Below are 23,180 nucleotides of genomic sequence, written 5' to 3' on the forward strand. Positions count from 1 at the left end.
TGCCTTCTGCATGGCGAACGCGAGCTCCGCGAAGCTCGATGGCCGTTCCTCCCTGGATACCGCCATGCGCCTCGTGAACTCGCCTGATCGCCCCACCTCCGCCATTCCGTCCCACGACCGCGTTGCCGCGCCGGCCGACGGCGTGCATGCGATGCGTGGCGAGATCGCCGTCGCGTTGCCGCTGCGCCACGCCGGCGTGCAACTGCTGCGCCTGCGCTACGAACTGAGCGGGCCGGCTGCCGCGCCGGTGGTGTTCGTCGCCGGCGGCATCTCCGCGCACCGCCATCTCGCCGCCAACGCCAGCTTTCCCGAGAAGGGCTGGGCCGAAGGCCTGGTCGGGCCGGGGCGGGCGCTGGACCCCGCCCAGCGGCGGCTGCTGGCGTTCGATTTCGTCGGCGCCGACGGCAGCCTGGACGCGCCGATCGACAGTGCCGACCAGGCCGATGCCATCGCCGCGCTGCTGGACGCGCTGGACATCGCGCAGTTGCATGGGTTCGTCGGCTATTCCTACGGCGCGCTGGTCGGCCTGCAACTGGCGGTGCGGCATCCGCAGCGCCTGCAGAAGCTGATCGCGGTCAGCGGCGCGCACCGCGCGCATCCGTATGCCGCGGCCTGGCGCGCGCTGCAGCGCCGCGCCGTGGCCCTGGGCCAACTGCAGTGCGCCGAGAGCCACGGGCTGTCGCTGGCGCGGCAGTTCGCGATGCTCAGCTACCGCACGCCCGAGGAATTCGGCGAACGCTTCGACGCGGCGCCGGAAGTGATCAACGGCCGCGTCCGCGTCGCCGCCGAAGACTACCTGGACGCCGCCGGCGCGCAGTACGTCGCGCGCACCCAGGTCAACGCCTACCTGCGCCTGTCCGAATCCATCGACCTGCACCGCATCGATCCGGCCGCTGTCGCCGTGCCCACGGTGGTGGTGGCGGTCGAAGGCGACCGCCTGGTGCCGCTGTCGGACCTGGTCACCCTGGTCGAAGGCCTGGGCCCGCGCGGCAGCCTGCGCGTGCTGCGTTCGCCCTACGGCCACGACGCCTTCCTGAAAGAAACCGATCGCATCGACGCGATCCTCGCCACCGCCCTTCGCCCCACCGGAGTTGCCGCATGAGCACTGCCCACGACACCGATCTGCCCTGTAGTGCCGCCACCGCCGCGGTCCGCGCCGGCATCGACCGCGATGCCGCCTACGGCGCGGTGACTCCGCCGATCGTGCTGTCGTCGAACTTCAGCTTCGACGGCTTCGGCAACAAGCGCCAGTACGACTACACCCGCAGCGGCAACCCCACCCGCGACCTGCTCGGCGAAGCGCTGGCGGAACTGGAAGGTGGCGCCGGCGGCGTGATCACCGCCACCGGCATGGGCGCGATCAACCTGGTGCTCAACGCGCTGCTGCAGCCCGGCGACAAGCTGGTGGTGCCGCACGATGCGTACGGCGGCAGCTGGCGGCTGTTCAACGCGCTGGCCAAGAAGGGCCACTTCGAGCTGATCACCGCCGACCTGACCGATCCGCGCTCGCTGGCCGATGCGCTGGCGCAGGCACCGCGGCTGGTGCTGATCGAGACCCCGTCCAACCCGCTGCTGCGCATCACCGACCTGCGTTTCGTCATCGACGCCACGCACAAGGCCGGTGCGCTGGCGGTGGTCGACAACACCTTCCTGTCGCCGGCGCTGCAGACCCCGATCGCCTTCGGCGCCGACCTGGTGATCCACTCCACCACCAAATACGTCAATGGCCACAGCGACGTGGTTGGTGGCGCGGTGATCGCCGCCAATGCCGAACTGCACCAGCAACTGGTGTGGTGGGCCAATGCGCTGGGCCTCACCGGCTCGCCGTTCGATGCGTTCCTGACCCTGCGCGGCCTGCGCACGCTGGACGCGCGCCTGCGCGCGCACCAGGAGAACGCGCAGGCGGTGGTGGAATTGCTGACCACGCATGCCGCGGTGCGCCAGGTGTACTACCCCGGCCTGGCCTCGCACCCGGGCCACGCGGTGGCGGCGCGGCAGCAGCGCGGCTTCGGCGCGATGATCAGTTTCGAACTGGCCGGCGGCGAGGCCGAGGTGCGCGCCTTCGTCGACGGCCTGCGCTACTTCACCCTGGCCGAATCGCTGGGCGGCGTGGAGAGCCTGGTCGCGCATCCGGCGACCATGACCCATGCGGCGATGACCGCCGAGGCGCGCGCCAAGGCCGGGATTTCCGACGGCCTGTTGCGCCTGTCGGTGGGCATCGAATCCAGCGCGGACCTGGTCGCCGACCTGCAGGCGGGCCTGCAGCGCGCGCAGCGCGCCGGCGAGGCGCTGGCACGCAAACGGGTGGACGCGTGAGCAGCGGCCTGGCCGATGCGCCATCGGCGCCGCTGCGTGCGGCGCCCGTCGCGGCCACCGCACGGCTGGGCCTGCTCGGTACCGGCACCGTCGGCCGCGCCTTCGTCGCGCGCTACCAGGCGCTGCAGCAGCGCCGCCCCGGCCTGCCGACCTTCGCCTGGCTGGCCAATTCGCGCACCGTTGCCGATTGCGCGGTGACGCCGGCGCAGGCGCTGGCCGCGGCCAATGCCGCCGCGCGCACAGCGCAGGCGGTGACGCTGCCGGAGGACCTGGGCCGTGGCGACATCGTGGTCGACGCCACCGCCAGCGAGGCGGTGGCGCAGCGCCATGCCGAGTGGCTGCGCCGCGGCGTGCACGTGGTCACCGCCAACAAGCTCGGCCAGGGCGCCGCGCTGGCGCGGGCCGAACAGATCCAGGCCGCACGGCATGCCGCCAGCACCCACTACGGCGACAGCGCCACGGTCGGTGCCGGGCTGCCGTTGCTGAGCAGCCTGCGCGCGCTGGTCGCTGGCGGCGACCACATCCACGCGGTGGAAGGCGTGCTGTCCGGGTCCCTGGCCTGGTTGCTGCATCGCTACGACGGCCGCCATGCCTTCTCCGCGTGCGTGCGCGAGGCCGCGGCCGCCGGCTACACCGAACCCGATCCGCGCGAGGACCTGTCCGGCGAGGACGTGCGGCGCAAGCTGCTGATCCTGGCCCGCGCCGCCGGCCTGCCGTTGCGCGCCGAGCAGGTGCAGGTGAAGTCGCTGGTGCCGGCCGAACTGGCCACGGTGCCGCTGGCGCAACTGGATGCCGCACTCGAACAATTGGACGCGCCGCTGGCGGCGCGCCTGGCACAGGCGCAGGCCGCTGGTGCCTGCCTGCGCTTCGTCGGTCGCTTCGATGCGCACGGTGCCTCGGTGGGCCTGCGCGCGCTGCCGCTGACGCATCCGCTGGCCAGCGGCGCCGGCACCGACAACCGCGTCGCCATCCACAGCGACCGCTATCTGCAGCAGCCGCTGCTGATCCAGGGGCCGGGCGCCGGTGCCGATGTCACCGCGGCGGCCTTGCTCGACGACGTGCTGCGGATCGCGGTGCGCTGAGCGAAGCCAACGACGCCCGCCATCACGTGCGGGCGTCGCGGTTCGGACTGGCGTCGATACCCACCAGCGTGGTGCCGGCATCGCCCGCAAAGCCGATGCGATGCGGGCACGCCATGTGCTGCAGCGCGGCCGTCGCGCGTTGCGCGACGGCCGGCACCTCAGCTCATTGCAGGCCCTGGCCCATGGTCTTCAGCAACTCGCCCTGGTAGTCGCCGCTGAATTCCCAGAAGAACGCGCCGCCCAGGCCCTGGGTCTTGACGTACTGCATCTTCTCGGTGACCAGTGCCGGGTTGTCGTAGCTCCAGAAGGTGCTGCCGTCGTACTTCCAGTGCGCGTGCGCCTGGGCGTCGACGTAGTCGGTGCCGCTGCGGCCGCGCAACACCTTGTAGTCCTCGATGCCGGCTTCGTAGGTGCCTGCCGCGGCGCTGCCGCTCTGGTACAGGCCGTGGTTGACGTTGGGCACGTTGGTCCAGCCACGCCCGTAGAAGCCGATGCCGAGGTTGAGCTTGGCGGCCGGCACGCCACGGTCGAGGAAGGCCTGGATGGCATCGTTGCTGTTGTAGTAGCGCTGGTCGCCGCTGGACGGATCGGCCGACGACTCGAACAGGGCGGAGTGGTGGTTGGTCTGCGGATCCCAGGCGCCGTGGAAGTCGTAGGTCATCACGTTGAGGTAGTCCAGGTATTGCGCGTACAGGTTCGGGTCGGTGACGCGGATCTTGTCGATGCCGGCGCCGACCGCCACGGTCAACAGCAGCCCCGGCCGTACCTGGTCGAGCTGGCGGCGGAATTCGGCCAGCAGCGCGGTGAAGTTCTGCCGGTCCTCGGCGCTGCCGCAGGCGATGCCGCACGCCACCGGATATTCCCAGTCGATGTCGATGCCGTCGAACACGCCGGCCGCGGCCGCGCTGCCGCCGGCGCCGTCGGTGACCGGCAGGTTGCCGCGGATGTAGGCGTCGATGCACGAGGCGACAAACGCCTGGCGATTCTCGGCACGTGCAGCGCTGGAGAAGCCGCGCGACCAGGTCCAGCCGCCCAGCGAAATCAGCACCTTCAGCCCCGGGTGTGCGGCCTTGAGCTTCTTCAACTGGTTCCAGTTGCCGCGCAGCGGCTGGTCCCAGGTGTCGCCCACGCCGTCCACGCTCTGCGCGGCGGAGAACGCCTTGGTGTAGTCGGCGAAGGCGTCGCCGCCGGCGCCGGTGCTGCTGTCCGACGGCTGGGTCACGCCGACTTCGCAGCGGTTGTTGCGGACGTTGCCGAAGGCGTAGTTGATGTGGGTCAGGTAGCCGGCGGCGCCGCTGGTCTGGATGTCGCGGACCTGGTAGTTGCGGCCATAGATGCCCCACTGGGTGAAGTAGCCGATCACACGCTTGCCGCCGCCGGCGCTGGCGGGCAGGGTGCGCACGTTCAACGTGGCGCTGCTGGCCGAGACGTTGCCGGCGTTGTCGCGGGCGCGCACCGTGTAGGCGTACGCGGTGTCGGCGGTCAGCGCCGAATCGGTGTAGCCGGTGGTGGTGGACGTGCCCACGCGATTGCCGTCGCGAAGGATGTCGTAGCCGGCCAGGCCGCTGCCGCCGGCGTTGTCGGAGGCCGCGTTCCAGCTCAGGGTGATGGCGTTGCTGGCGCGCGTGGCCGCGGCCAGGCCGGTCGGCACGCTCGGCGCGGTGGTGTCGGTCGACGCCGCCGCGATACTGATTGCGACAGCGGCCGAGGTGGTGCGGGCGCCGGCGTTGTCGGTGGCCACGGCGGTGAGGCTGTAGTCGCCGGCCGCCGCGCCGCTCCAGGACAGCGTGTACGGCGCGCCGCTGACGCTGCCGAGCGAGGTGCTGCCGCGGAAGAATTCGACCCGCGTCACGCTGCCGTCGGGATCGCTGGCCGACGCCTGCAAGCTGATGGTGGTGCCGACCACGAAGCGGGTGCCGCTCGTGGGCGCGGTCAGCGCCACGCTCGGCGGCTGGTTGCTGGAGCTGCCGTCGCAGGTGCCCAGGTCCTGGTACCAGCCGCAACTGGTGCAGTAGGTCGGCGCGGTGTTCCAGATCGGACCGTTGGCGCGGTACAGGTGGCCGGCGTAGGTCATGGTGTCGCCGGCGGCGTAGATGGTGGCCGGGTTCCAGGCGGCGACGCCGCTGCACGCGGCGGCCGAGGCTTGGCCGGGCACGAGGCCGGCGAGGACGAGACAACAGAACAGCAACCACGATCCAGCGGATTTCGTGTTCATGGTGACGCCTCCGATGCGGTAGGTAACGCGACTGAGGAGCGGCGGTTCGCCGCTGTCTGGTTCCTTGGATCCGATCACCCGGGAGCGTTCGGCGCCGACGTCGTGTGGCGTTCGTGCGCGGACCGGGCAGGCGCAGGGTTCTGGCCAGGAGACAACGTTGTCAACAGACAATTCGGGCGAATGCGAGATGTATCCAGAATCACTGCGATGACAACGTTTTCATGGACGACCGATGCTGCAGCGCAATGGCTGCAGCGTCGGGTGCATCCGCGTTTGCGCGGCGCGGGGCTGGCATGGCGCATGGCGGCCAGGTTCGTGCAGCGCCCAGGCGACGTGCTGTCGCCGCCGGCACGCCGCCCCGATCACCCAGGCTGCGTGGCAAGACGCGTTCGTGCCGCCGTGCAGGCACGATGGCGTGGCGACGTGGGATCAGGGCGCCTTGCCCAGCGCCTCGAGCAGCGCGGCGTTGAAGCGCTGCGGCGCTTCCACCTGCGGCGAATGGCCGAGGTCGTCGAAGGCGACCAGATGCGCGCCGGGAATCGCCGCGGCGGCGCGCTTGCCCAGGGCCGGGTAGTCGCCCAGGGTCGCTGCCAGCGCCGGCGGTGCCAGGTCCTTGCCGATCGCGGTCCGGTCGCGCTGGCCGATGAACAGCGTGGTCGGCACGCGCAGTTGCGGGAAGCGCTGCACCACTGGCTGGTTGAATACCATGTCCGAGGTCAGCGCCTGGTTCCAGGCCACGCGATCGCCGCCGGGGCCGGCATAGAGGCCGGCCTGCATGCTCACCCAGCGGTCGTACTCGGGCTTCCACTGTCCGCCGTAGTAGGCGTTCAACTGGTACTGCTTGATCGAGGCCGCATCGGTCTTGCGCTCCTTGGCGTACCAGGCATCGACGCTACGCCACGGCACGCCGGCGGCCTTCCAGTCCTCCAGCCCGATCGGGTTCACCAGCAGCAACTGACTCACGTCCTGCGGGTACTGCAGCGCGTAGTGCGCGGCGAGCATGCCGCCCATCGAATGGCCGACGATCGCGGCGCGGCGCACGCCGGCCTGCTGCAGCAATGCATGGGTATTGGCCGCCAGTTGCGCGAAGGTGAACTGGTAGGCCTGCGGCTTGCTCGACTTGCAGAAGCCGATCTGGTCCGGCGCCAGCACCCGGTAGCCCTGTGCCACCAGCGCGGCGATGGTCGATTCCCAGGTCGCGGCGCAGAAGTTCTTGCCGTGCAGCAGCACCACGGTGCGGCCGTTTGGCGTGCCGGTCGGGGCCACGTCCATGTAGGCCATCTGCAGCGGCTGGCGCTGCGAGTCGAAGCGGTACCAGTGCACCGGGTAGGGATAGGCGAAGCCTTCCAGTTGCGCGCCGTAGCGCGGCGGTGCGTCGGTGGCCGCGGCGGAGGCGGGCGGAGACAGGGCGAGGGCGGCGAGCAGCAGGCAGTGGCGCATGGGAGCGGGACGGCAGACGTGAAGGACCACGACCTTAGCCCGGCGCGCGCTTGCCAGGCGTCAACGCGTCAGGCGGGCGGCGGCAGGCTGCCGCCGTTGTGCACCAGGGTCAGGCAGGCGTGGCGCTGCATCTGCGCCAGCGGCTCCTGCAGCGCCGCCAACACCTGTTCGGCCTGCGCGCCCAGCACCGGCCGGTACGCGGCCCAGCCGTTGCGGCCCTTGGCCTTGGCCTGGTACAGCGCGCGGTCGGCCAGCACCAGCAACTGCTCCCAGCCGAGCAGATTGTCGGGGTCGTGCACGAACGGGAATTCGGCCAGCCCGATCGAGCAGGTGACCCGGCCCTGGCGCCCGTGGTCGAACACGAACGGGTGCGCGGCGACCGAGCGGCACAGCCGTTCGGCGGCCATGGTGAGGTTTTCGCGCGGCGCCGAGCGCAGCACCAGCAGGAATTCCTCGCCGCCCCAGCGCACCACGTAGTCGCTCTCGCGGGTCAGCCGCACCAGCAGCTGCGCCATCTGCTGCAGCACCGCGTCGCCGGTGTGGTGCCCGCCGCTGTCGTTGATCGACTTGAAATGGTCGATGTCGATCAGCGCGAACAGCATGCCCGAGGACAGCATGTCCTCGTCGGTGGCGGCCATGCGCCGGTACAGCGCGATGTCGCTGGGGATGTGCAGCGACAGGTAGCGGCGGTTGCGCAACTGGGTCAGCTCGTCGGTGAAGCTGGCCTCCTGCAGGCGCTGGTTGGCGGCCTGCAATGCCTGGGTGCGCTCGCGCACCTGGCGTTCGAGGATGTCGCGCTGGCGCCGGTTGTGCAGCCGCGCCAGTGCCACCGCGCACAGCAGCAGGGCGAACGCGCCCAGCGTCAGCAGCAGCCTGTAGAACGGCGTTTCCTGGAAGCGCAGCGCGATCCGCAGCGGCAACTGCGCCGGCGCTGCCGCCCACACGCCGGCGTTGTTGCTGCCGGTGACTTCGAACACGTAGTCGCCGCCGGGCAGGTTGGTGTAGCTGACCGAGCGCTGGCGGATGTCGTCGAGGCTGCGCCAGCCGCGGTCGTAGCCGCGCAGGCGGTAGCGCAGTTCGACGTTCTGCGGCGCCTGGAACGAGGCGGCGGTGAACTCGAAGTCGAGGTCGCGCGCGGCGTCCGGCAGCGGGGTGGGCAGCGCCTGCGGCGTCAGCCACAGGCCCAGCGCACGTACCCGCTCCACCACCGGCTGCGGCGCCACCGGATTCTTGACGATGCCGGCGGTGTCCAGCGCGACCACCCCATCGCGGCTGGGCAGCCACAGCGTGCCGTGCTCGATGAAGCCCTTGCCGTTGCCGGCGCCGTTGCAGCACATGCCCTGCACGCCGCCGTGGCGCTGCGCGCGTTCGGTGAGCATCAGTTCGGCATTCAGCGGCGCCTGCGGCGAGGCTGCGTGGCGCTGCAGGTCGGCCAGGCGCACGCGGTAGACCCCGCGCAGGCCGGCCACCCAGATCGCGCCGCGGCCGTCGTCGGCGATGAAGAACGCGGCGTTCACCGGCAGCCCGTCCTGCTCGCCGAACGCGTACCAGTGCGTGCCGTCGAACAGCCACAGCTGCTCGTTGAGGGCGCCGACCAGCCATTGCCCGCCGGGCAGTTCGTGGATCGCGGTGATGTCGGCGCTGGCCAGCGCCGAGCCCGGCGGCGCCAGTGCGACCAGGCGCTCGCCGCGCAGTTCGTACAGGCCCGACTGCGCGCCGATCAACAGGCGCCCGTCGCGGGTCTCGTGGATCAGCCGCACGCGCGGATCGCGCAGGCCCTCGGCCGTGCCGTAGCGGCGCAGCCGCGTGCCGTCGGCGCGGAACAGGCCGTCGGTGCTGGCGAGCCACAGCCGCTGCGCGCGATCGCGGACGATCCCGCTGATCTGCAGGTCGCGCAGCGGCGCCAGCCAGGCCGGCTGGCCGAGCCGGCCGTCGCGGTACAGGGCGGCGCCGTGACGGGTGCCGATCCACAGCTGTCCGGGCTCGGCCAGCAAGGTGTAGGGCGCTTCGTTGTGCAATTGCGCCAGGGTCAGCACCGGCTGGTAGCGGCCATCGCGCAGTTGCGACAGGCCGCTGTCGGTGCCGGCCCACAGCGATCCGTCCGGATCGCGCGCCAGGGTCCACACCAGCGCATCGTCCAGGCCCTCGTGCGTGCTGTAGCGACGGGTCCAGCCGTTCCACAGCCGCGTGGCGCCGTTCCAGCTGCTGCCCAGCCACAGGTTGCGCTCGCGATCCTCGAAGATCGCGTTGACGCCGACGTTCGGCTTGTTTTCCGGGGTGCGTTCGACGATGGCGCCATCGCGCACGCGCAGCAGCGCGCCGGGCTGTCCCACCCACAGGTTGCGGTCGCTGTCCTCGAACAGGGCCAGCACGGCGCGCCGGCTGGTCCCGGCGGGGTCGGGCAGCCATTGCCAGCGCCCGTCGCGGCGCAGCAGCAGGCCGTCGCGGGTGCCGGCCCAGAGCGTGCCTTGCGCCTCCAGCAGATGCTGCACCGGCAGCGTGGCGGCCTCCTGCGGCAACGGCAGCGACACCGGCGCGTCCTGGCCGGCGACGAAGCGCAGCACTTCGCCGCGCGTGCCCACCCATATTGCGTCGGCGCGCGGCAACAGCGCAGAGGCGCCGCCGGCGATGCGGTGGCGCAGTTGCAGGCGATCGCCCTGCACCGCGTACACGCCATCCTGCGCCGCGACCAGCACGGTGCCGTGCGCATCGGTCGCGATCGCCTCGATGTTGAGCAGTGGCGCCTGCGGATCCTGTGGCAGCAGCGTGGCGAAGCGCCCGTCGCGGTAGCGCGACAGGCCGCGGTAGGTGCCGACCCACAGCGTGCCGGCGGGGTCGACGTGCAGCGCCTTGATCAGGTTGCCCGGCAGGTGCGCCGGCGCGCCCTCGTTGAACGAGGTCATGCGCACGCCGTCGAAGCGGGTCAGCCCGCCCATCGTGCCGATCCACAGATAGCCCTGGCGGTCCTGCGCGAACGCCTGCACGCTCAACTGCGGCAGGCCCTGGTCCAGGCCCCAGCCTTCGCGCTCGTAGTGGTTGAACTGCTTGTCCGGCTGCAATGCCCGCGCCTGCGGCACACACGCGCTCCACGCTGTCGAGAGCATGGCCAGCTGTAGCGCCAGCAGGCGCCAGGAGGCGTATGGAAACCGCAAGAGCATGCCAATGCCGGATCGGCCGACGTCTCTGTCGTTAGCGGCAACGCCGCGCGGATCTTGATGCGCGCGGCAGTCAGGACGCTGGTGATCGGGTGGGCCAGCGTCCATCGGGATGGCTCAGCACTCGATGACGTTCACCGCCAGCCCGCCGCGGCTGGTTTCCTTGTACTTGTCCTGCATGTCGCGGCCGGTGTCGCGCATGGTGCGGATGACCTTGTCCAGCGACACCTTGTGCTTGCCGTCGCCGCGCATCGCCATGCGGCTGGCGTTGATCGCCTTGACCGCGCCCATCGCATTGCGCTCGATGCACGGGATCTGCACAAGGCCGCCGATCGGGTCGCAGGTCAGGCCGAGGTTGTGCTCCATGCCGATCTCGGCGGCGTTCTCGATCTGCCCTGGCTTGCCGCCGAGCGCGGCGACCAGGCCGCCGGCGGCCATCGAGCAGGCCACGCCGACCTCGCCCTGGCAGCCGACTTCTGCGCCGGAGATCGAGGCGTTTTCCTTGTACAGGATGCCGATCGCCGCGGCGGTGAGCAGGAAGTCGAACACGCGCTGTTCGTCGGCGCCCGGGCAGAACCGGTCGAAGTAGTGCAGCACCGCCGGAATGATCCCGGCCGCGCCGTTGGTGGGCGCGGTGACCACGCGGCCGCCGGCGGCGTTCTCTTCGTTGACCGCCAGCGCGTACAGGTTGACCCAGTCCAGCGTGGTCAGCGGATCGCGCATCGCCGCTTCCGGCTTGGACGACAGCTCGCGGTACAGCGCCGGTGCGCGCCGCGACACGTGCAGGCCGCCCGGCAGCGTGCCTTCCTCGCGGATGCCGCGCGTCACGCAGGCCTGCATCGCGCCCCAGATCTCGCGCAGGCCGGCGCGGATCTCGTCCTCGCTGCGCCAGCACTTCTCGTTCTCGAACATCAGCGCGGCGATGCTCAGGCCGCTGCGCGCGGCCTGCGCCAGCAGTTCGTCGCCGCTCTTGAACGGGTAGGGCAGCGGCGTCTCGTCGGCGACGATGCGGTCGTCGGCGGCGTCGTCCTGGTTGACCACGAAGCCGCCGCCGACCGAGTAGTAGTCGCGCGTGGCGACGACTTCGTCGTTGGCCGCATAGGCGGTGAAGCGCATGCCGTTGGTGTGGTACGGCAGCTTCTGCCGCTTGTTCATCGCCAGGTCGCGCTTCTCGTCGAAGGCGATCTCGTGCTGGCCGAGCAGGTTGATGCGCTTGCTGCCGCGGATGCGCTCCAGCGCGCCGGGGATGATGTCCGGATCGATCAGGTTCGGGCGCTGGCCTTCCAGGCCCAGCAGCACCGCCTTGTCGGTGCCGTGGCCGCGCCCGGTCAGGGCCAGCGAGCCGAACACTTCGGCACGCACCCGCACCACGTCCTGCAGACGGCCCTGGTCGAACAGCCAGCGGTGCACGAAGCGTTCGGCGGCGCGCATCGGCCCCACGGTGTGCGAGGAACTCGGCCCGATGCCGATCTTGAACAGGTCGAAGGTACTGACAGCCATGCGCGTGCCGAGGGGGTGGGCGAAAGACCGTCTATTCTATGCTTCCGGCGCGCGGCACAGGTCCGCAGCGCAGCATTGGACGCGAGCATGTCCCTCACCCTGTACCAGCGCGACGACTGCCATCTGTGCGACCAGGCCCTGCAGGTGCTGGCGCAGGCGCGCGTGGCCGACCTGGAAAGCGTTTTCATCGACGACGACGACGCGCTGGAGGCGCGCTACGGCGTGCGCGTGCCGGTGCTGCGCGCCGCAGACGGGCGCGAACTGGACTGGCCGTTCGATGCGGACGGCGTGCGTGCCTGGTTGGCGGCTGCGGCCGAACGCGTGTAAGACGCGCATAAAAAAAGCGGCGGACCCGACGAGGAAATCCGCCGCTCAGCGGCCGCGCGCCCGCGGCCTGTGGCGAATCACTTCGCCTTGAACACCACCTTGGTGCTGATCGCGGTTTCGTTGGGAATGGTCTTGGTGTCGGCCCAGTCGCCGCCGCCCACGCCGAAGTCCAGGCGCTTGACCGTGGCCTTGCCGGCCAGCACCGGCTGCGCGCCCGGGGTCCAGGTGAAGGTCAGGGTCACCGGCTTGGACACGCCGCGCAGTTCCAGGGTGCCGTCGGCGGCGTACTGGTTGTTGCCCAGCGCGCGGAACTTGTCGGCGCGGTAGTGCGCGGTGGCGAACTTGGCCACGTCGAAGAAGTCGGCGCCCTGCAGGGTGGAGTCGCGGTCGTTGTTGCCGCTCTTGGCGCCGGCCAGGGGGATGGTGACGTCGAGCTTGGCGCCGGCCAGGTTGGCCGGGTCGAAGCTGAGCTTGGTGTCGAAGCCGGGGAACTGGCCGGTGAACACTTCGCCGTCGTACTTGCTGGCGAACACGAGGGTGGAGCCGGGGGCCTGCACATAGTCGGCGGCCCGTACCGCGGGGGCGGCGGCGAGCAGGGCCACCAGGCTGGCGGCGACGGCGGCGGGGGACGCGAAACGGGTGGACATCGAAACAGCTCCTCAGGACTTGGGGGTGAGCCAGCCGCGCGGCAACATCCGCGCCAGGGTGGCATCGCGTTGGAACAGGTGGTGGTAGAAGGCGGCGCCGGCATGCGCCAGGACCACCGCGATCAGCAGCCAGAAGCCCCATTCGTGCACCGTGTGCGACAGGTCGCGCAGATGCTCGTTCGGGGCGCTGAGCTTGGGCACGGCGACCAGGCCGAACCAGCGGAACGGGCGCAGGCCGCTGGCCGAGTCGTACAGCCAGCCGGACAGCGGGATGGCGAAGATCATCACGTACAGCAAGGCGTGGGTGGCGTCGGCGATGCGCTCCTGCCAGCCGGGCGTGCCCGGCACCGGCTTGGGCGCACCGGCGTACAGGCGCCAGCCCAGCCGCACGATCACCAGCGCCAGCACGGTCAGGCCCAGCGACTTGTGCGCGGTGTAGACCCAGAAATACTTGGGCGTCTTCGGCAGCTCGCCCATGGTCAGGCCGACCACGCCTAGCAGCAGGATCAGGGCGGCGATCAGCCAGTGCAGGGTCTGGCTGACGCTGCCCCAGCGGTCGGGGGTGTTGCGGGCGCTCATGGCGTGCCGTCCTGCGCATTCGGCGCGGTGGTGGTGTCGGTGGGAGTGGCGGGCGCGGTGCCCGGTGCCGGATCCGGCTCGGCCTTGGCGCCGCCTTCGCGGGTGGCTTCGGCCTCGATGCGCAACTCGACCGTGCCGCCGATCACCGACGGCCAGGCACTGATGCCGAAGTCGGCGCGCTGCAGGGTCGTGGTGGCGGAGAAGCCGGCGGTGCGGCGGAACGGCGGCAGCGGATGGCGCTTGACCGCGTTCAGGGTCACGTCCAGGGTCACCTCGCGGGTGACGCCGTGCAGGGTCAGTTGCCCGATCACCTTGGCGTGCTGCGCGTCGATCGGCTCCACGCGCGTGGAGACGAACTGCGCCTCGGGGTAGCGGTCGCCGTCGAGCAGGTTGTGCGCCAGCGCGGCGCGGTTCCACTTGGCATCGCCCAGGTCCAGCCGCTGCAACGGCACCCGCGCCTGCAGCCGCGCGCTGCGCCAGTCGTCCGGGTCGAACACCAGGGTGCCGGTGCTGCCGGACACGGTGCCCAGCGCCTTGGAGAAGCCGGCGTGCTCGATCGCGAACAGCACCCGCGTGTGTACCGGGTCCAGCGCGTACTGCGCCGGCGCGGCCAGGGCGGCGCCCGGCAAGGCCAGCAGGAGCGCCACGAGAGAGGGTTTGAGCATGAAGCGGGCCGCGCTGGGAGGGTCGCCGGATTCTAGTCACAGTCCGGCCCGGCTGCGTACCTGCGCCACGTAACGGTTCGTTGCACGCCGCGACAGGTGTGATTTTTCCGCGGCCGCGCGGTATAAGAACGCTGCCGCGGCGAGCGGCACACGGAGCGGCCGCCCCGCGCGTCCGGCCCCGGCAGTGCGCCGGTGTTCATCCGCCGACGTCCTTTGCCGGAGCCGATGTCCATGCCCATCCCGCATCCCCCACGCCGGTGGCGCTGCTGGGGGCTGGCCTGCCTGTTGGCGTTGGCCGGCGTCTGCGCCGACGCCTGGGCCGGGGTGCCGCAACTGCCGCGCTTCCGGGTGTTCTCCAGCGAGCAGGGGCTGCCGTCCAGCGACATCTCGGGGCTGCAGCTGGACCGCGACGGGTATCTGTGGATCGCCAGCGGCGACGGCCTGGCCCGCTACGACGGGCGCGAGTTCCGGGTCTGGCGCCACGACCCGGCCGATCCGGCCTCGCTGCGCTGCAACTACGTGCAGGACCTGCACATCGACGCGCGCGACCGCATCTGGGTGGCCTGCGAGGGCGGCGGCCTCAGCATGCTCGGCGCGGACCGGCGCGGCTTCCGCCACTTCAACATGGCCACGCAGCCGGCGATGCGCAGCGACGAGGTGTTCGCCATCGCCAGCCGCGGCGATGCGGTGTTCTTCGGCACCTACCGCGGCGGCCTGTACCGGCTGGGCGACGATGGCCGGGTGCAGCGCATCCGCGCCGGCGACCCGAAGGTGGACGCGCTGCTCGACAGCGCGGTGCTGACCCTGGCCTTCGACGACGCCGGGGTGTTGTGGGTGGGCACCTTCAAGGGCCTGGTGCGCTACGACGGCCGCCACGCCAGCGCCTACCGCATCGACGACGGCATGCCGCAGGAGGAGCAGGTGATCATGTCGATCACCCGGCTCAGCGATGGCCTGTGGTTCAGCGGCAACACCGGGCTGTTCCGGCGCGACCGTGCCGGGCGCTGGTTGCGTGCGGACTGGATCGGCGCGCTGCACCGCGCCGCCAACGCGATCGCCGAGGACGGTGCCGGCGGCTACTGGCTCGGCAACGGCGAAGGCCTGTGGCACAAGCCGGCCGACGGGCCGGCGCGGCGGGTGGACACCGGCGGCGCGGCGGTGTCCGGCGCCAGCGTGGTGGAGACGCTGCTGCGCGACCGCGAGGGTGGCCTGTGGGTGCCGCTGCCGACCCGCGGCCTGGGCTACCTGCGTCCGGACTGGCGCCGGCTGGCGGTGCTGGGCACCGCGCAGGGGCTGCCCGCCGACCAATACGTCGGCCTGGCGCCGGCGCGCGCGGGCGGGGTGTGGCTGCTCGGCGCCGGCGCCAGCGTGTTCCGCCTCGATACCACCAGCGGTGCGCTGAGCGCGCCGCACTGGTCCAATGGCGCGCCCAGCGGACGCACGCTGTCGGTGCTGGACGACCCGCGCGGCGCGTTGTGGATCGGTGGCAGCAGCGTGCTGTTGCGTGGCCCGCTGGACGGCGGCCCGCTGCAGCGCTGGGCCCGCACTGCCGGCGAGGCCGATGCGATCCCGGACGGCACGCTCGCCTGGCTGCAACTGGACGCGCGCCAGCGGCTGTGGATCGGCGCGCCGGGCTACGGCGTGCAGGTGCGCGATGGCGACGGCCGCGTGCTGCAGAACATTCCCGGCGGCCAGCACGGCCTGGCCGGCACCGACATCGCGGCGTTGGCGATGGCGCCGGACGGCACGCCGTGGGTGGCCGCCGAACAGTTCCAGCAGTGGGACGACGCGGCCGGCCAGTTCCGCACGCCGCCGGAACTGGCCGGTGAGAAAGTGCAGTCGTTCGCCTTCGCCGACGCGCGCACGCTGTGGGTGCACCGGCTGTCCGGGCTGGAACTGTGGCGGCGCACCGGCAGCAGGTGGCAGCGCAGCCAGCGCTACGCGGTGGCCGACGGGCTGCCGGCCACCGAGTCCAGCGCACTGGTCGCCGATCCGCAGGGGCGCGCGTGGCTGGGCATGCGCCGCGGCCTGTTCCGGGTCGATCCGCGGCGCACCCCGGCGGTGCGCGCGTTCGGTACCCGCGACGGGCTCGGCAGCCAGGAGCTGGTCCGGCGCGGCCTGCTGATGACGGCCGACGGGGTATTGGTGGCCGCGGCCGCCGACGGCAGCGTGGCGCTGCTGGACACCCAGCAGGCGGATCCGGTGCCGGTGCCGCTGGCGCTGAGCATGGAGAGCGTGCAGGTGCGGCGCGGCCCGCGCCTGCTGAGCCTGCCGACGCGCGGCGACTTCACCCTGCGCTCGGACGATCGCGACCTGCGCGTGGCGGTGCGGTTGCTGTCGTACATCGATCCCGAACACATCGTCTACCGGTTCCGCCTGCCGGGCTACGACCGCGACTGGGTCAGCACCGGCGCCAGCGGCGAACGCACCCTGCCGCAACTGCCCGACGGCGCGCAGGTGCTGGAGATCCAGGCGCGCACCCGCAATGGCGCGTGGTCGCCGACGCTGCGCCTGCCGTTCCAGGTGCAGCCGCCGTGGTGGCGCAGCGTCTGGGGCATCGTCGGGCTGCTCGCCGCGGCCGGCCTGCTGCTGCTGGTGTCGCTGCGCGCCTACCGGCGCCGCCTGGGCCGCCAGCACGCCTGGGAACTGGCCCTGCACAAGCAGGAACTGGCCGAGCAGGCCTCGCTTGCCAAGACCCGCTTCCTGGCCACGCTCGGCCACGAGGTGCGCACGCCGCTGACCGGGGTGCTGGGCATGAGCGAACTGCTGCTGGCCACGCCGCTGGACCCCAAGCAGCGCGGCTATACCGAGTCGATCCGCCGCGCCGGCACGCACCTGCTGCACCTGGTCAACGACGCGCTGGACCTGGCGCGGATCGAGGCCGGGCGCCTGCGCCTGGAGTCGCAGCCGTTCGCATTGCAGACGCTGATCGCCGAAGTGGTCAACCTGATGGCGCCGTTGGCGCAGGCGCGCGGGCTGCGCTTCGATCTGCACGACGCCATGCCCGGCCCGACCACGGTGGAGGGCGATGCGCTGCGGGTGCGGCAGATCCTGCTGAACCTGCTCGGCAACGCGATCAAGTTCACCAGCAGCGGCTCGGTGGCGCTGACGGTCGCGCCGACGCAGGACGGCCACGGGTTGTGCATCGAGGTGGCCGACACCGGCCCGGGCATCGGCGTCGAACAACAGGCGCGGCTGTTCCAGCGCTTCGAGCAGGGCGATGGCCCGCGCACCGCGGTGCGCCAGGGCGGCAGCGGCCTGGGTCTGGCGATCAGCCAGGAGCTGGCGATGGCGATGGGTGGGCGCATCCAGGTCGAGAGCCGGCTCGGGCATGGCGCGCGTTTCCGCGTGGGTCTGCCGCTGCGCTGGCGCCTGGCGCAGGAGCCGGCGGCGCCAGCGGTGGCGCCGCGCGCGCGCACCGCGCTGCGCATCCTGCTGGTCGAGGACGAACCGACCGTGGCGCAGGTGATGATCGAATTGCTGCGGGGCCGCGGCCACCAGGTGGCCTGGGCCGCGCACGGCCTGGAGGCGCTCACCGAAGCCAGCCAGGGCAGCTTCGACATCGGCCTGCTCGACCTGGACCTGCCCGCGCTCGACGGCCTGGCGCTGGCGCGGCAGTTGCGCGCCATGGGCCATGGCTTCCCGCTGGTGGCGGTGACCGCGCGCTCCGACGGTGAGGCCGAGGCCGCCGCGCGCGCTGCCGGATTCGCCGCATTCGTGCGCAAGCCGGTCACCGGGCAGATGCTGGAAGCGGCCATCGACGCGGTGCTGGACGGCGCGCCACCGCCGTTCTGAGCCGATGCAGGCCGCGGTTGCCAGCGCCGGCGTTTATCGCCGACGATGGCGCCGGTGACGCGGGACGGATGCCCGTCGGGGGAGACAGAGGCGATGCGGTCGAGACGGATCTTGGGATGGCTGCTGCTGGCGTGGTCCGCAGTCGCCGGCGCAGCAGTGCCGCCGACCCCGCAGCCGCGCCAGCTGACCGTGGCCGACGGCCTGCCGTCCAACAGCATCAATGGCTTCGCCGAGGACAAGCTCGGCTATCTGTGGCTGGCCAGCAGCGACGGCCTGGCCCGCTTCGACGGACGCGGCTATCGCATCTGGCGCATCGAGGACGGCCTGCACCACAACAAGATCTGGTCGGTCCACGTCGACGCGCAGAACCGGGTCTGGTTCGGCACCGACGGCGCCGGCATGGGCATGCTCTCGGCCGATCGCCGCCAATTCCGCTACTACGATCGCAGCACCTATCCGCAGATCGGTTCCACCACCGTGTGGACCATCGCCTCCACGCCGGACGGCAGCGTCTGGTTCGGGACCTCCTCCGGCGGCCTGCACCAGTTGCAGCCGGACGGCCGCCTGCGCCGCTTCATGCCGATCCCCGGCGATGCGCGCAGTCTGCCCTCGGCCAGCGTCACCCATCTGGCGACCACGCCGGACGGCACCTTGTGGGTGGGCACCCGCGGCGGTCTGGCGCGCTGGACCGGCCACGATTTCCAGCGCGTTGCCGCCGACGCATTGCCGCGGCCGGAGGTGCAGGGGCTGACCCCGGAGCGCGACGACACGCTGTGGGTCTCCACCCTGGGCGGGGTGCGCCTGGTGCGCGCCGACGCCAGCGTGGTGGAGCCGTACTGGCGCAACATGCCCGGCGAAAGCGTCCTGGGCATGCTGATCCACGACCGCCACGGCACGCGCTGGTTCGACACCCGGGACGGGCTGGGTCGCGAGAGCGAGTCCGGGGTGATCCGCAACGTGCCGCTGTACAGCAATTCCGCGCACGGGCTGGTCAAGCCGAACTGGTCGCTGGCCTTCGAGGACCGCGAAGGCGGCCTGTGGTTCGCCAGCACCAACGCCGGCCTGTGGCACCTGCCGGCCAACTGGCAGCAGTTCTCGGTGCTGTCCTACCGGGTGGACGACCCGGAGTCGATGGGCAATCCCTACGTGCTGGCCACCGCCGCCTCCCGCGACGGCGGCGTGTGGCTGGCCGGCACGCGCGGGGTGCTGGACAAGCTGGATCCGGCCACCGGCGCCGTGCATCGCCACATGCGGGCGATGTTCGGTCTGGACTGGGCGCGCGCGATCGCCGAAGACCCGCAGGGCCGGCTGTGGGCGGCGACTGGGGGGGCGGTGCTGCGCTACGACCCGGCCAGTGGCGAGGTGCGGCGTTGGGAAAAGGACGCCGGCGCCGATGCGGCGATGCTGGACCAGGTGGAACGGATCGTCTTCAGCAGCGACCGCCACCTCTGGATCTTCAGCGAGATCAGCGGCGTGCAGGTGCGCGACCTGGATGGCCACGTGCTGCGCAACATGGCGCCGGGAAGCGCCGGGTTGCCCGCGGATCTGACCGTGCAGGAGGCCAGCCTCGGGCCGCAGGGCCAGCCCTGGCTGCTGGGGCAGCACGGCCTGCTCGCCTGGAACCCGGAGCGCGCGCGGTTCGAACCGGTGCCCGGCGCGCCGCAGAGGCCCCTGAGCGCCATGGCGATCAGCGACGGCAACGTGGTCTGGCTGGCCAGCGTCGGCTGCCTGGAGCGCTATCTGTGGGAGGGCGGCCGGCTGAGCCTGCTCGACCGCATCGACGCCGAACAGGAGTTTCCGGCGCTGGCGCCGAACGGCCTGGTGGTCGATGCCAGTGGCGTGGCCTGGCTGAGCAGCATGCGCGGCCTGATCCGGGTCGATCCGGCGAGCAAGGCGATCCGCTCCTATGGCGTGCACGACGGCCTGCCCAACCAGGAGTTCCAGACCCGCAGCCTGGTGCAGGCGCGCAGCGGGCAGATCCTCGGCGGCACCCCGGACGGGGTGGTGCTGTTCGAGCCGTCGCAGGTGGTGCCGTCGCAGCGGCAGCCGCCGCTGGTGATCGAGCGCATCGGCGTGCGCCGCGGCGAGCGCGGGCTGGATCTGTTGCATGCCGACCGCATCGTGCTGCAGGAAGGCGACCGCGATCTGCACGTGGTCGCGCGCCTGCTGTCGTTCTCCGACACCGACGCCAACACCTACCGCTTCCGCCTCAGCGGCTACGACCCGGACTGGGTCGACGTGGGGGCCAGCGGCGAGCGCTTGTTCTCGCGGCTGCCGTCGGGCCACTACACCCTGGAGATGCAGGCGCGTACTGCCGACAAGGTGTGGTCGAAGGTGGTCACGCTGCGCTTCCGCGTGCTGCCGCCGTGGTGGCGCAGCCCCTGGGGCATGGCCGGGCTGGCGGCGCTGGCCGCCCTGGCGCTGTGGCTGCTCGCCTACCTGTACCGGCGGCGCCTGCGCCGACGCGCCGCCTGGCAACTGGCGGTGCACAAGCAGGAGGTGGCCGAGCAGGCCTCGCTGGCCAAGACCCGCTTCCTGGCCACGCTCGGCCACGAGGTGCGCACGCCGATGACCGGGGTGCTGGGCATGAGCGAACTGCTGCTGGCCACCTCGCTGGATGCCAAGCAGCGCCGCTACACCGAATCGATCCACGACGCCGGCTCGCATCTGCTGCGTCTGGTCAACGATGCGCTGGACCTGGCGCGGATCGAGGCCGGGCGCCTGGAACTGGAGCAGCAGCCGTTCGACCTGGGCCGGCTGATCGCCGAACTCGAGGCGATGATGGGGCCGATGGCGCGCAGCCGCGGGCTGGTCTTCGCCCTGGACAACGCCATGCCGCCGCAGGTCACCGCGCGCGGCGACGCCACGCGGGTGCGGCAGATCCTGCTGAACCTGCTCAACAACGCCATCAAGTTCACCGAGCACGGCAGCGTGCAGTTGCGGGTGGCGCCGTTGCAGCCGCAGCAGGGCGTGCGTTTCGAGGTCGCCGACACCGGGCCGGGCATCAATGCCGAACAGCAGGCGCGATTGTTCCAGCGCTTCGAGCAGGCCGACGGGCCGCGCACCGCCGCGCGCTACGGCGGCAGCGGCCTGGGCCTGGCGATCAGCCAGGAACTGGCGGTGGCGATGGGCGGGCGCATCCACCTGAGCAGCCGGCTCGGTGCCGGCACACGCTTCGTGGTCGATCTGCCGTTGCCGTGGGCGCCGGTGCCGCTGCCGCAGGCACCGCGCGACGCCAGCGCGTCCGCCGGCGCCGCAGCGCCGCGGCGGATCCTGCTGGTCGAAGACGACCCGACCGTGGCCGAAGTGGTCGGCGGCCTGCTGCGCGCGCGCGGCCACCACGTCACCCACGCCGCGCACGCGCTGGCCGCGCTGACCGAAGCGGCGGCCAGCCACTTCGACATCGCCCTGCTGGACCTGGATCTGCCCGGCCTGGACGGCCTGGCGCTGGCGCGGCAGTTGCGCGCCTTCGGCTACGCCATGCCGCTAATCGCGGTCACCGCCCGCGCCGACGCCGACGCCGAACCGCAGGCGCGTGCCGCCGGTTTCAGCGGGTTCCTGCGCAAGCCGGTGACGGGCGAGATGTTGGCGAAGGCGGTGGAGGCGCCAGAAGATGGAGAAGGCAGCAGGAGCGAGGAGGACGGGTAAGTCACACCCGTCCGGTATCCGCAGCAGGTGTGACCAGCAGAGGGCAGGTGCCTTCCAGGCCGCATGCAGTCGGGACTGAAGTCCCTCCCACATGGGGCAGGTTGCGCATCCCGCTCCTACGACTCCCCAATCCCGACTCCCCAATCCCTGCTTTTCGGCTACTCCGCCACTTCCTCCACCTGCTTCGGCAGCGGCCGCGTATCCGGCAACTGCCAGAAGATCAGCGTCGAGGTCAGGGTGATCGCGCCGACGCAGACGAAGGTCGCATGCAGCGCCGCGGTGGCGCCGTGGGTGTCGCCGAGATGAGTGTTGAACGCGGCCAGCAGGCTGCCGGCGGCCGCAGCGCCGAAGCCGGTGGCCAGCATCATCACCATCGACAGCAGGCTGTTGCCCGCACTGGCCTGGTCGCGGTCCAGGTCGCGCAGGGTCACCGTGTTCATGACGGTGAACTGCAGCGAGTTGACCGCGCCGAACAGCGCCAGCTGCAGCAGCCGCCAGCCCAGCGGCTGGCCGGCGTCGAACAGCAGGAAGCTGGCCATCGCCGTGCCGACCAGCACGGTGTTGGTCATCAGCACGCGGCGGTAGCCGAAGCGCTCCACCAGTTTCACCGCCGCGCGCTTGGAGGCCATGCCGGCCAGCGCCACCGGGATCATCATCAGCCCGGCGTTCATCGGACTCATGCCCAGGCCCACCTGCAGCAGCAGCGGGATCAGGAACGGCATGCTGCCGCTGCCCACCCGCGAGAACAGGTTGCCGAGGATGCCGATGCGGAAGCTGGTGACCTTGAACAGATGCAGCGGGAACAGCGGCGCCGCCGCGTTGGCCGCGTGCAGCCAGTAGCCGATCAGCGCCGCCAGCCCGGCGATCGCCAGCAGCATCACGAAGGCGTGGCGCAGGCCCAGCTCGGAGATGCCGTCCAGCGCCAGCGACAGTGCGACCATGCCGAAGGCCAGCATCGCGTAGCCGACCAGGTCGAAGCGGGTGCGCTGCTCGCCGTAGAAGTCCGGCATGATCTTCAGCGCGGCGGCGAAGCCGATCGCGCCGATCGGCAGGTTGATCAGGAACACCCAGTGCCAGGACGCCACCTGCACCAGCCAGCCGCCCAGGGTCGGTCCGACCAGCGGCCCGATTAGCGCGGGGATGGCGATGAAGCTCATCGCGCTGAGGAACTGCGCGCGCGACACCGAGCGCATCACTGCCAGCCGGCCCACCGGCAGCAGCATCGCGCCGCCGATGCCCTGCAGCACCCGCGCGGCCACCAGGTACGGCAGCCGCGGCGCCGCCGCGCACAGCAGCGAGCCGAGGGTGAACAGCACGATCGCGGTCAGGAAGGTGCGGCGCGTGCCGTAGCGGTCGGCGATCCAGCCGGAGGCGGGGATGAACATCGCCACCGCCAGCGCGTAGCTGAAGACCACCGACTGCATCTGCAGCGGGCTCTCGCCCAGGCTGCGCGCCATCGCCGGCAACGCGGTGTTGACGATGGTGGCATCGAGCATCTGCATGAAGATGGCCAGCGAGACCAGCCACAGCAGCGGACGGAAGCTGCGCGCGTTGGGAACGGCGATCGGATCGGAGGAGGGCGCGGACATCGGCACGCAGGGTGACGCGGGGGGAACACTAGGATCGCGCAGATCGCGTCGCCGTGCCGTGCAGTCGCGCGCGTGACGCGTTGACGATGCAGCGCGCGCTCAGCGATCAGCGCTGTCGACGCAGGGGTGGACGACGCCTTGCAGGCACCCACGTAGGAGCGGCTTCAGCCGCGACGGGCATTCCCAAAACGTCCTGTCGCGGCTGAAGCCGCTCCTACGCAA

15 protein-coding genes and 1 pseudogene are annotated in these 23,180 nt (G+C 71.5%); 6 read left to right on the plus strand and 10 right to left on the minus strand.

Going from position 1 to position 23,180, the window contains the following annotated elements; genetic code table 11:
* Positions 1 to 64: 64 nt before the first annotated feature.
* The 3 genes from J7357_RS00570 to J7357_RS00580 are packed head-to-tail and all read left to right on the plus strand — an operon-like array spanning position 65 to position 3,398.
* Positions 65 to 1,102 carry a homoserine O-succinyltransferase gene (locus tag J7357_RS00570; RefSeq protein ID WP_209244195.1) on the plus strand — a complete coding sequence of 346 codons (1,038 nt, stop codon included), beginning with the start codon at positions 65 to 67 and terminating at the stop codon, positions 1,100 to 1,102.
* Positions 1,099 to 2,316, plus strand: a complete 1,218-nt coding sequence (locus J7357_RS00575) for an O-succinylhomoserine (thiol)-lyase (protein ID WP_209244196.1) — start codon at positions 1,099 to 1,101, stop codon at positions 2,314 to 2,316. Before J7357_RS00570 ends, J7357_RS00575 begins: the two co-directional genes overlap by 4 nt.
* A complete protein-coding gene (locus tag J7357_RS00580; RefSeq protein ID WP_209244197.1) occupies positions 2,313 to 3,398 on the plus strand; it encodes a homoserine dehydrogenase in 1,086 nt (361 codons plus the stop codon). The genes J7357_RS00575 and J7357_RS00580 overlap by 4 nt, the downstream gene beginning before the upstream one ends.
* A gap of 22 nt (positions 3,399 to 3,420) precedes the next feature.
* Here J7357_RS00580 and J7357_RS21485 read toward each other — a convergent pair whose 3' ends face one another.
* The 6 genes and pseudogenes from J7357_RS21485 to J7357_RS00600 all read right to left on the minus strand — a co-directional run bounded on the left by J7357_RS21485 (position 3,421) and on the right by J7357_RS00600 (position 11,708).
* Positions 3,421 to 3,555: a hypothetical protein gene (locus J7357_RS21485; protein ID WP_019801750.1), complete on the minus strand. Its 135-nt coding sequence runs from the start codon at positions 3,553 to 3,555 to the stop codon at positions 3,421 to 3,423.
* Positions 3,556 to 3,561: 6 nt separating this feature from the next.
* Complete coding sequence (locus tag J7357_RS21285; protein WP_343237383.1) at positions 3,562 to 4,854, minus strand: glycoside hydrolase family 18 protein; 1,293 nt, start codon at positions 4,852 to 4,854, stop codon at positions 3,562 to 3,564.
* 297 nt (positions 4,855 to 5,151) lie between these two features.
* Positions 5,152 to 5,613, minus strand: a pseudogene (locus J7357_RS21290) (Ig-like domain-containing protein); the annotation flags it as partial.
* 429 nt (positions 5,614 to 6,042) lie between these two features.
* The gene (locus J7357_RS00590; RefSeq protein ID WP_209244198.1) at positions 6,043 to 7,053 is read right to left on the minus strand and encodes an alpha/beta hydrolase; all 1,011 of its coding nucleotides are present in this window, start codon (positions 7,051 to 7,053) and stop codon (positions 6,043 to 6,045) included.
* 68 nt (positions 7,054 to 7,121) lie between these two features.
* The gene (locus tag J7357_RS00595) at positions 7,122 to 10,130 is read right to left on the minus strand and encodes a diguanylate cyclase (RefSeq protein ID WP_343237379.1); all 3,009 of its coding nucleotides are present in this window, start codon (positions 10,128 to 10,130) and stop codon (positions 7,122 to 7,124) included.
* A 195-nt stretch (positions 10,131 to 10,325) separates the two neighbouring features.
* Positions 10,326 to 11,708: an L-serine ammonia-lyase gene (locus J7357_RS00600; RefSeq protein ID WP_010344168.1), complete on the minus strand. Its 1,383-nt coding sequence runs from the start codon at positions 11,706 to 11,708 to the stop codon at positions 10,326 to 10,328.
* An 87-nt stretch (positions 11,709 to 11,795) separates the two neighbouring features.
* Between J7357_RS00600 and J7357_RS00605 the strand changes: the two genes are divergently transcribed.
* Positions 11,796 to 12,035: a glutaredoxin family protein gene (locus J7357_RS00605; RefSeq protein WP_029562272.1), complete on the plus strand. Its 240-nt coding sequence runs from the start codon at positions 11,796 to 11,798 to the stop codon at positions 12,033 to 12,035.
* 77 nt (positions 12,036 to 12,112) lie between these two features.
* On the opposite strand, the gene J7357_RS00610 is transcribed toward J7357_RS00605, so the two are convergent.
* From J7357_RS00610 to J7357_RS00620, 3 genes are read right to left on the minus strand one after another with little or no spacing between them, the layout of a single operon-like run.
* On the minus strand, positions 12,113 to 12,682 hold the full coding sequence (locus tag J7357_RS00610; protein ID WP_209244199.1) for a YceI family protein: 570 nt from the start codon (positions 12,680 to 12,682) through the stop codon (positions 12,113 to 12,115).
* A 12-nt stretch (positions 12,683 to 12,694) separates the two neighbouring features.
* Complete coding sequence (locus tag J7357_RS00615; RefSeq protein ID WP_017907780.1) at positions 12,695 to 13,261, minus strand: cytochrome b; 567 nt, start codon at positions 13,259 to 13,261, stop codon at positions 12,695 to 12,697.
* Entirely contained in the window at positions 13,258 to 13,926 is a 669-nt protein-coding gene (locus J7357_RS00620) for a YceI family protein (protein WP_209244200.1), read from the minus strand. Before J7357_RS00620 ends, J7357_RS00615 begins: the two co-directional genes overlap by 4 nt.
* A gap of 231 nt (positions 13,927 to 14,157) precedes the next feature.
* On the opposite strand from J7357_RS00620, the gene J7357_RS00625 reads away from it, so the two are divergent.
* Together J7357_RS00625 and J7357_RS00630 are read left to right on the plus strand one after the other, a co-directional pair.
* Positions 14,158 to 17,721, plus strand: coding sequence for an ATP-binding protein (locus tag J7357_RS00625; RefSeq protein WP_209244201.1), 3,564 nt, complete (start codon positions 14,158 to 14,160; stop codon positions 17,719 to 17,721).
* 93 nt (positions 17,722 to 17,814) lie between these two features.
* Complete coding sequence (locus J7357_RS00630; protein ID WP_209244202.1) at positions 17,815 to 21,369, plus strand: ATP-binding protein; 3,555 nt, start codon at positions 17,815 to 17,817, stop codon at positions 21,367 to 21,369.
* 158 nt (positions 21,370 to 21,527) lie between these two features.
* Here J7357_RS00630 and mdtD read toward each other — a convergent pair whose 3' ends face one another.
* Positions 21,528 to 22,958 (minus strand): multidrug transporter subunit MdtD, encoded by a 1,431-nt coding sequence (gene mdtD, locus J7357_RS00635; RefSeq protein WP_209244203.1) that lies wholly within the window; start codon positions 22,956 to 22,958, stop codon positions 21,528 to 21,530.
* Positions 22,959 to 23,180 lie beyond the last annotated feature (222 nt).

It is taken from the genome of Xanthomonas sp. D-109 (assembly GCF_017746095.1).
GTDB classification, from domain to species: Bacteria; Pseudomonadota; Gammaproteobacteria; order Xanthomonadales; family Xanthomonadaceae; genus Xanthomonas_A; species Xanthomonas_A sacchari.

Bases quoted from the DNA above. Each gene is read 5' to 3' on its own strand.
- mdtD (WP_209244203.1), bottom strand. From the start codon at position 22,958: ATGTCCGCGCCCTCCTCCGATCCGATCGCCGTTCCCAACGCGCGCAGC.
- J7357_RS00615 (WP_017907780.1), bottom strand. From the start codon at position 13,261: ATGAGCGCCCGCAACACCCCCGACCGCTGGGGCAGCGTCAGCCAGACC.
- J7357_RS00630 (WP_209244202.1), top strand. From the start codon at position 17,815: ATGCGGTCGAGACGGATCTTGGGATGGCTGCTGCTGGCGTGGTCCGCA.
- J7357_RS00625 (WP_209244201.1), top strand. From the start codon at position 14,158: ATGCCCATCCCGCATCCCCCACGCCGGTGGCGCTGCTGGGGGCTGGCC.
- J7357_RS00620 (WP_209244200.1), bottom strand. From the start codon at position 13,926: ATGCTCAAACCCTCTCTCGTGGCGCTCCTGCTGGCCTTGCCGGGCGCC.
- J7357_RS00575 (WP_209244196.1), top strand. From the start codon at position 1,099: ATGAGCACTGCCCACGACACCGATCTGCCCTGTAGTGCCGCCACCGCC.
- J7357_RS00610 (WP_209244199.1), bottom strand. From the start codon at position 12,682: ATGTCCACCCGTTTCGCGTCCCCCGCCGCCGTCGCCGCCAGCCTGGTG.
- J7357_RS00605 (WP_029562272.1), top strand. From the start codon at position 11,796: ATGTCCCTCACCCTGTACCAGCGCGACGACTGCCATCTGTGCGACCAG.
- J7357_RS00590 (WP_209244198.1), bottom strand. From the start codon at position 7,053: ATGCGCCACTGCCTGCTGCTCGCCGCCCTCGCCCTGTCTCCGCCCGCC.
- J7357_RS00570 (WP_209244195.1), top strand. From the start codon at position 65: ATGCGCCTCGTGAACTCGCCTGATCGCCCCACCTCCGCCATTCCGTCC.
- J7357_RS00600 (WP_010344168.1), bottom strand. From the start codon at position 11,708: ATGGCTGTCAGTACCTTCGACCTGTTCAAGATCGGCATCGGGCCGAGT.